This window comes from Streptomyces sp. NPDC047869 (assembly GCF_040704065.1).
Classification (GTDB): domain Bacteria; phylum Actinomycetota; class Actinomycetes; order Streptomycetales; family Streptomycetaceae; genus Streptomyces.
On record NZ_JBEYRK010000004.1, the window covers coordinates 361,694 to 368,337 of the forward strand.

Consider the following 6,644-nt stretch of genomic DNA (forward strand, 5'->3'; position numbering starts at 1 on the left):
GACGGTCCCGCCGTCCCGGCCCGAGCGGACACGACCGGGCCGGGGCCCGTGCCGAGGCGGCTCAGTGACCGCTCCGTTCGAGGACCGTGGGGAGAACCTTCTCCGCGATGTCGACGAGAGCGCCGTCGTTGGGGAGGGCGCCGGACTTGCTCCACACCGTGATGTCGTAGTAGCCGCCCCGGTCCTTCCGGTCGAGGGCGACGGACAGCGTCCTGGCCAGGGGGCCCTGCTGGACCGGCCCGCTGTTGTGCTCCTTGCTGAAGTCGATCTCGATCCTCATGGTGTGGTCCGAGGAGAAGAACGCGGGCCGGCCGAGAACCTCGAGTGTCTTGACGTCCTTCTCGACCCGGTCCCCAGCGATGTCGAACAGCCTCACGTACTGGGCGGTCGACAGGTGGTTGTAAGTGGCCGAGAGGTTCACGGTGTACGTGTCGAACGTGATCTCCGCCTCCGGCTCGGCGACCTTCCCGTCGGTCAGGGCGGCGGTGCCGTTGCTGCCCGAAGCCGTGTCCGCGATCTCCCCAGGTGTTCCCAGGAGCCGGGCCAGGTCGGGCCGGTTGAGCGCCTCGCACAGGTCGTCGCCGGTCACGGGCCGGGGCGTCTTCTCGTACGCCTTCGGCAGCTTCTCGTGCTCCGAGTCCGAACACGAGGCGGGCTGAGTCGTGTTGTCGGTGGACGGCATCACTCGGGGGCCCAGCCACACCGCGGCCGCGAGCGCCCCGAACACGGCCAGGGCCGCGACGGCCTGGCCCCACGCGTTGTGGTCCTTCTCCGGTCCGCCCGGTCCGGGACGCGGTCCGGTTCCGGTGTGGCCTCCGGCCGGTGCCGGTGCCGGTGCCGGTGCCGGAGTCAGTGCCGGGGCCGGAGTCGCAGCGGGGGCCGGGGCCGCGACCGGGGCCTGGGCCTGGGCCGGGGCTTGCGCCAGGACCTGAACCTGAGCCTGAGCGGCGGCGCCGGTCACCGTCCCGTCCGCGGCGGCCGCCGAATCCGGACCGGGCTTCCGGCGCGCGCGAAGCGCCCGGACCACCGTGTGCACGCGGATCGCCGTGAACACGAGGAACGCCGCTCCGATGGCGGCCGCGACCCGGTCTGTGTCGCGTACGGCGAGATACATGATGCGCAGGCCGAAGACGGACCCGATCACGATGAGCAGGGGTTCGCGGACCCAGAAGGGCAGCACGCGCAGGAGTAGACCGAGCATCCGGTGATCTCACCAGGGACATGACCACATTCGCCGTGGTGGAGGCCACAGTTCCGGGGTCGCTCTGGCACCGGCCCCCGCTGCCCGCTCCCCGCACCGGACCTCAGCGGCGGGTCAGCGCCAGCACGCTCAGGCCGAACATCAGGACCCCCAGGGGGAGATGGACCGACGGGACGTGTGCGATGCCCAGGACGACCTGGACCGAGGCGAGTACGAGGAATCCCGACGCGTGCCAGATGGGCCGGGGTGAGCCGCCGCCCGGCTTCCACGCCAGCACAGCCGCGAGCACGTACAGCATCGACGCCCCGTACATCACACGGGCTCCGACCCCGTGCAGCGTCTCTCCGTAGGACGAGGTCAGCAGCAGTCCGGCGGACACCGCCTGAAGGAAGATGGTCAGGGTCTGCAGGGCTATCGCGGTCCGCAGGAACGAAGAGCCGCGTCGTCCGTCCGCCGTCACCTGAGTGGCCATGTCCCGGTCCCCTCTTTCCGCCCTCTCGGGCAGCAGATCGATAAGGTCTCATCAGTCCGACGACGCGGGCCTGCGAAAGGTAAGGCGAGGGGGGCGGCGGGAAGCATGGGGGCTACGGGGGCCGGCGCGGCTGAGACGATCGGCGAGCGACGCCAGCTACTGAACGTCGCATACCGGTTGCTTGGCTCGGTGAGTGAGGCCGAGGACGCCGTGCATGACGCCTACGCACGCTGGTACGGGCTGCCGCGAAGCCGGCAGGAGGAGATCCTGTCCCCCGGCGCCTGGCTCACGACGGTCACCAGCCGCATCTGCCTGGACCTGCTCGGCTCGGCGCGGGCCCGCCGTGAACGCTATGTCGGCGCGTGGCTGCCCGAACCGCTGCCCGACCGAGCCGAGTGGCAGCCCGCGGGAGGCGCCGACCCCGCCGGGCCTGCCGACCCCGCCGACCAGATAGTTCTGGACGAGTCGGTGGCCATGGCCCTCCTCGTCGTCCTGGAGTCGATGACGCCCGCCGAGCGGGTGGCGTTCGTCCTGCACGACGTCTTCCGTTACCCGTTCACCGAGATCGCCGAGGTGCTCGGCCGGACCCCCGCGGCCTGCAAGCAACTGGCGGCCTCCGCCCGGCGACGGGTGAGAGCCGCGCGCGCTCCGGTGACGACGGCCGGCCAGGCCGACCTGGTGAGGCAGGTCAAAGAGGCGTGGGAGGCCAAGGACATCGCGGCCCTCGTGGGTCTCCTCGACCCGGCCGCCGTGATGACCGCCGACGGCGGGGGCATGGTCGGCACGGTCCTGCGCCCGGTCGAGGGCGGCGCGCGCATCGCCCAGTACATGGTCGCCATCAAGGACATGGCTCCAGGTCTGGAACTCCTGGAGCGGTCGGTCAACGGTATGCCGGGTCTGGTGGCCCGACGTGACGGCACCGTTGCGACGGTGGCCTCGTTCGAGGTCTCCGACGGGCGCGTGACCCGGATCTGGGTGGTCCGCAACCCGGAGAAGCTGCGGCCGTGGGAGCGGGCGGGCTAGTCCGGTGCCCAGGGCAGTTCGCACCAGACCGTCTTGTGGTCCGGCCCCTGGTCCACGCCCCAGCGCCGGGCGAGGGCGTCGATCAGGGCCAGGCCGCGGCCGGACTCGGCGGTGCCGGTGGCCGCCAGCAGGACGGGGAGAGTGCGTGCGTCGGGGTCGGTGACCTCGACACGGGTGTGGCCGTGCGGGGCACTGCTCACGCGGACCGTGACCGGTGTGCCCTCGCCGAGGTGGTCGATGACGTTCGTCAGTAACTCCGTCGCGCACAGGCGCACTTCGTGGTCGAGGGCGCGCAGGCGGTGGCGCAGCTCCGGCACGGCCTTCGGGGTGGCGAGCAGGTCGAGTTCGAAGGTCACCGCTCCGCCGCCGTCCTGCGCAGGGCCGCGGCGAGCGCCTGGGCCGTGGCCGTGTTGCAGTTCCCGAGCGCGACGAGGCCCGCGGGCGGCGTGTACGTACCGGCGAGACTCGGCAGGTCCGCGCGCAGTGAGGGCAGCGTGATGTCGTGCAGGGCGAGGGCGGTGCGCAGGTTCTCCACGCAGAGGGTGACGTCGTAGGCGGTGGGGGAGTGGTCGCGCATGGGGGGCTTCGGCCTTCTGTGCGGTGAGTTACGAACACCTCACAGAGTGTCGCCCATCTCGCTACCGTGGAAGAGGGTTCGCGTCCGCGACGCGAGCAGCGGAAACGGCAAGGTGAGTTACGGCGGTGAGCACGTGGTCCGGCGCAAGGACATCGACGGTTCGGTCAGCGTCCCCGATTTCTACGGCAAGGAGTTGAGGTGGCAGCGGGAGGCCGCGGGGCTCTCGCTGGAGCGGTTGGTCGAGGGCAGCTTCTACGGCAAGTCGCACCTCAGCGACATCGAGCACGGCAAGCGGCGCATGCCGATGGATCTGGCCCGCCATGTGGACCGGGTCCTGGGCACTGACGGCTACTTCGAGCGGCACTGTGAGGATGTGCGGAGGGCGCGGCGCGCTGGGCACGCCGAGTACTTCGAGAAGGTCCTGGAGGCGGAGAAGCACGCCAAGACCATCGAGGAGTGGTGCCCCACCGTGTTCCCTGGGTTGCTGCAAACCCCGGCGTACGCACGGGCCATCATCCTGGCGGGCCTCCCGCTGTCCCTGGAGGCCGAGGTGAAGGAGAAGGTCGATGCCCGCATGGCGCGCGCCGATCTCTTCGAGGCGGATCATCGCACTCCGGAGTACTGGGTGATCCTGCACGAGTCGCTGCTCACAGCCGCGCTGTTGGAAGGCGAGGGCATGGCCGCACAACTCGACCGCATCGCGGAGCTGGCGGACCGGCGCCGGATCACTCCGCAGATCGTGCCGCGGAAACGGAGGGCGTATCCCTTGATGGCTGCCTCGATCCTGACCATGACGTTCCCCGCCGCCCCGCCGCTTGTTTACACCGAGGCGTCCTACAGCGGGGACACCGTCGATGATCCGGCCCTCGTGGAGCAGTACCGCAAGGCCTACGATCACCTGAGGGCCGTCGCGCTGTCACCAGACACGTCCCTCGCCATGATCAAGGCAGCGGCAGAGGATTACCGAAATGGCAAGCACCCGGATCGACTTGAATGAAGCTCTCTGGCTCAGGAGCAGCTACAGCAACGAGAGCGGCGGCAACTGCCTGGAAGTCGCCCACAACATCCCCGGTCTAGTCCCCGTCCGCGACTCCAAGCTCCCCCACGGCCCCGCCCTCCTCCTCAGCGCGGCCGCCTGGGCTCCCTTCGTGGACGGGCTCAAGTCGTAGGGTCGTCGAGGCGCGCCAGGTCCCGCAGCCAGGCACGCGCGTTGCCGTCGGACGGGGCGCGCCAGTCGCTGCGCGGGGAGAGGGAGCCGCCGGCCGATACCTTCGGGCCGTTCGGCATCGCCGAGCGCTTGAACTGCGCGAATCCGAAGAAGCGACGGCAGAAGACCTCCAGCCAGCGCCGGATCTCGGTCAGGTCGTACGCCACCCGCTTGGCCTCCGGGAAGTTCGGCGGCCAGTCGCCGGCGTCCGGGTCGTGCCAGGCGTGCCAGGCCAGGAAGGCGATCTTCGACGGCCGGAAGCCGTAGCGCAGCACATGGAAGAGGGTGAAGTCGTGCAGCGCGTACGGGCCGATCTTCGACTCCGTCGACTGCATCTCCTCGCCCGGGACCAGCTCCGGGCTGATCTCGGTGTCGAGGATCGCGGCGAGCGTCCGGCCGGTCTCCTCGCCGAACTGGCCGCTGCTGATGACCCATCGGATCAGGTGCTGTATCAGCGTCTTCGGCACGCCGGAGTTGACGTTGTAGTGGCTCATCTGGTCGCCGACGCCGTACGTGGACCAGCCGAGCGCCAGCTCCGACAGGTCGCCGGTGCCGAGCACGATGCCGCCGCGCTGGTTGGCCAGCCGGAACAGGTAGTCGGTGCGCAGGCCCGCCTGCACGTTCTCGAAGGTGACGTCGTACTCCGGCTCGCCGGCGGCGAACGGGTGGCCCATCTCCTTCAGCATCAGCCGCGCGGTGGGCGTGATGTCCAGCTCGGCGGCGGTGACCCCGAGCGACTCCATCAGCTTGTGGGCGTTGTCCTTGGTGTGGTCGCTGGTGGCGAAGCCGGGCAGGGTCCAGGCCAGGATGTCGCTGCGCGGGCGGCCCGCGCGGTCCATCGCGCGGGCGGCGACGATCAGCGCGTGCGTGGAGTCCAGACCGCCGGACACGCCGATGACCACCTTCGGGCCGCCGATCGCCGCCAGCCGCTGCTGGAGGCCCGCGACCTGGATGTTGTACGCCTCGTAGCAGTCCTGGGCGAGGCGGTCGGGGTCGGCCGGCACGAACGGGAAACGCTCCAGGCGGCGGCGCAGGCCCAGGTCGGTGGAGGGCGGGTCGAGTTCGAAGGCGACCGTGCGGAAGTCGTCGGTGCGCGCCTTGTGCGTACGGCGGTTGTCGTCGAACGTGCCCATCCGCTGCCGCTCCTGCCGCAGCAGGTCGAGGTCCACGTCGGCCACCGCGTAGCTGTCGCCGAGCGGGAACCGCTCGGTCTCGGCCAGCAGCGCGCCGTTCTCGTAGACCATCGCCTGGCCGTCCCAGGACAGGTCGGTGGTCGACTCGCCGAGACCGGCCGCCGCGTAGACGTACGCGGCGAGGCAACGGGAGGAGGCCGAACGGCACAGCAGCTTGCGGTCCTCGGCCCGGCCGACCGTGATCGGGCTGCCCGAGAGGTTGACGAGGACGGTCGCGCCGGCGAGGGCCGCCTCCGCGCTGGGCGGCACCGGCACCCACATGTCCTCGCAGATCTCGGCGTGCAGCACCAGACCGGGCACGTCCCCGGCCGTGAACAGCAGGTCCACGCCGAACGGCACGGTCTCGCCGCCGAGCCGGATCGATCCGCGGCGCTCGTCGGCGCCGTCGCCGATCTGCCGGCGCTCGTAGAACTCCCGGTAGTTCGGCGGGTACGACTTGGGCACGACGCCGAGGACCCGGCCGCGGTGCACGATCACCGCGCAGTTGTAGACCCGGTTGCGGTGGCGCAGCGGGGCACCGACGACCAGCACCGGCAGCAGCTCCGCCGACCCCGCCACCACCTCCTGGAGCGCCTCCTCGACCTGGTCGAGCACCGCGTCCTGGAGCAGCAGGTCCTCGATGGAGTAGCCGCACAGCACCATCTCCGGGAAGACGGCGACCGCGACGCCCTCCTCGGCGCACCGGCGTGCGTGACGCAGGACCGTTTCGGCGTTGGCGAGCGGGTCCGCGATGACGGTGTGACCCGTACACGCGGCGACCCGTGCGAAGCCGTGCTGATAGATCGACCTGAAGTTCAACGGAGGCACGCGCCCAGTGTAATCGTCAGAGCGACACGATAGGGGGTGCGGGGGTGTGTGCCGTGCCCGGGAACGGCGAGGGGGCGTGCCAGTCCACCGACACGGGTCCCGGCGCGCTGGACACCAAGGACGGCATCGGCTTCCTGCACGTCCCTGCGATGCGCAACGGGGCG

At 70.7% G+C, this 6,644-nt stretch carries 8 protein-coding genes and 1 pseudogene; 4 read left to right on the forward strand and 5 right to left on the reverse strand.

Annotated features, from left to right (window positions below; all coding sequences use genetic code 11):
• Nucleotides 1-61: 61 nt before the first annotated feature.
• Together AB0924_RS08525 and AB0924_RS08530 are read right to left on the reverse strand one after the other, a co-directional pair.
• Nucleotides 62-1,201, reverse strand: a complete 1,140-nt coding sequence (locus AB0924_RS08525) for a DUF6215 domain-containing protein (RefSeq protein ID WP_366910992.1) — start codon at nt 1,199-1,201, stop codon at nt 62-64.
• A gap of 103 nt (nt 1,202-1,304) precedes the next feature.
• Nucleotides 1,305-1,673 carry a hypothetical protein gene (locus AB0924_RS08530; protein ID WP_358927096.1) on the reverse strand — a complete coding sequence of 123 codons (369 nt, stop codon included), beginning with the start codon at nt 1,671-1,673 and terminating at the stop codon, nt 1,305-1,307.
• A 105-nt stretch (nt 1,674-1,778) separates the two neighbouring features.
• On the opposite strand from AB0924_RS08530, the gene sigJ reads away from it, so the two are divergent.
• On the forward strand, nt 1,779-2,696 hold the full coding sequence (gene sigJ, locus AB0924_RS08535) for an RNA polymerase sigma factor SigJ (protein WP_358927095.1): 918 nt from the start codon (nt 1,779-1,781) through the stop codon (nt 2,694-2,696).
• On the opposite strand, the gene AB0924_RS08540 is transcribed toward sigJ, so the two are convergent.
• Entirely contained in the window at nt 2,693-3,052 is a 360-nt protein-coding gene (locus AB0924_RS08540; RefSeq protein ID WP_358927094.1) for an ATP-binding protein, read from the reverse strand. The genes sigJ and AB0924_RS08540 overlap by 4 nt on opposite strands.
• Nucleotides 3,049-3,273, reverse strand: coding sequence for a hypothetical protein (locus AB0924_RS08545; protein WP_366910993.1), 225 nt, complete (start codon nt 3,271-3,273; stop codon nt 3,049-3,051). Before AB0924_RS08545 ends, AB0924_RS08540 begins: the two co-directional genes overlap by 4 nt.
• Nucleotides 3,274-3,406: 133 nt before the next feature.
• Here AB0924_RS08545 and AB0924_RS08550 point away from each other — a divergent pair, with 133 nt between their 5' ends.
• Both AB0924_RS08550 and AB0924_RS08555 read left to right on the forward strand, forming a co-directional pair.
• Nucleotides 3,407-4,270 carry a helix-turn-helix transcriptional regulator gene (locus AB0924_RS08550; RefSeq protein WP_358927092.1) on the forward strand — a complete coding sequence of 288 codons (864 nt, stop codon included), beginning with the start codon at nt 3,407-3,409 and terminating at the stop codon, nt 4,268-4,270.
• Nucleotides 4,242-4,442: a DUF397 domain-containing protein gene (locus AB0924_RS08555; protein WP_366910994.1), complete on the forward strand. Its 201-nt coding sequence runs from the start codon at nt 4,242-4,244 to the stop codon at nt 4,440-4,442. The genes AB0924_RS08550 and AB0924_RS08555 overlap by 29 nt, the downstream gene beginning before the upstream one ends.
• Here the strand turns inward: AB0924_RS08555 and AB0924_RS08560 are convergent.
• On the reverse strand, nt 4,432-6,480 hold the full coding sequence (locus tag AB0924_RS08560) for an NAD(+) synthase (RefSeq protein WP_358927090.1): 2,049 nt from the start codon (nt 6,478-6,480) through the stop codon (nt 4,432-4,434). The genes AB0924_RS08555 and AB0924_RS08560 overlap by 11 nt on opposite strands.
• An 89-nt stretch (nt 6,481-6,569) precedes the next feature.
• Between AB0924_RS08560 and AB0924_RS08565 the strand changes: the two are divergent.
• A pseudogene (locus AB0924_RS08565) lies at nt 6,570-6,644 on the forward strand (class E sortase); the annotation flags it as partial.

Coding starts and splice junctions, on each gene's coding strand:
- AB0924_RS08525 (WP_366910992.1), bottom strand. CDS start 1,201: ATGCTCGGTCTACTCCTGCGCGTGCTGCCCTTCTGGGTCCGCGAACCC.
- AB0924_RS08530 (WP_358927096.1), bottom strand. CDS start 1,673: ATGGCCACTCAGGTGACGGCGGACGGACGACGCGGCTCTTCGTTCCTG.
- sigJ (WP_358927095.1), top strand. CDS start 1,779: ATGGGGGCTACGGGGGCCGGCGCGGCTGAGACGATCGGCGAGCGACGC.
- AB0924_RS08545 (WP_366910993.1), bottom strand. CDS start 3,273: ATGCGCGACCACTCCCCCACCGCCTACGACGTCACCCTCTGCGTGGAG.
- AB0924_RS08555 (WP_366910994.1), top strand. CDS start 4,242: ATGGCAAGCACCCGGATCGACTTGAATGAAGCTCTCTGGCTCAGGAGC.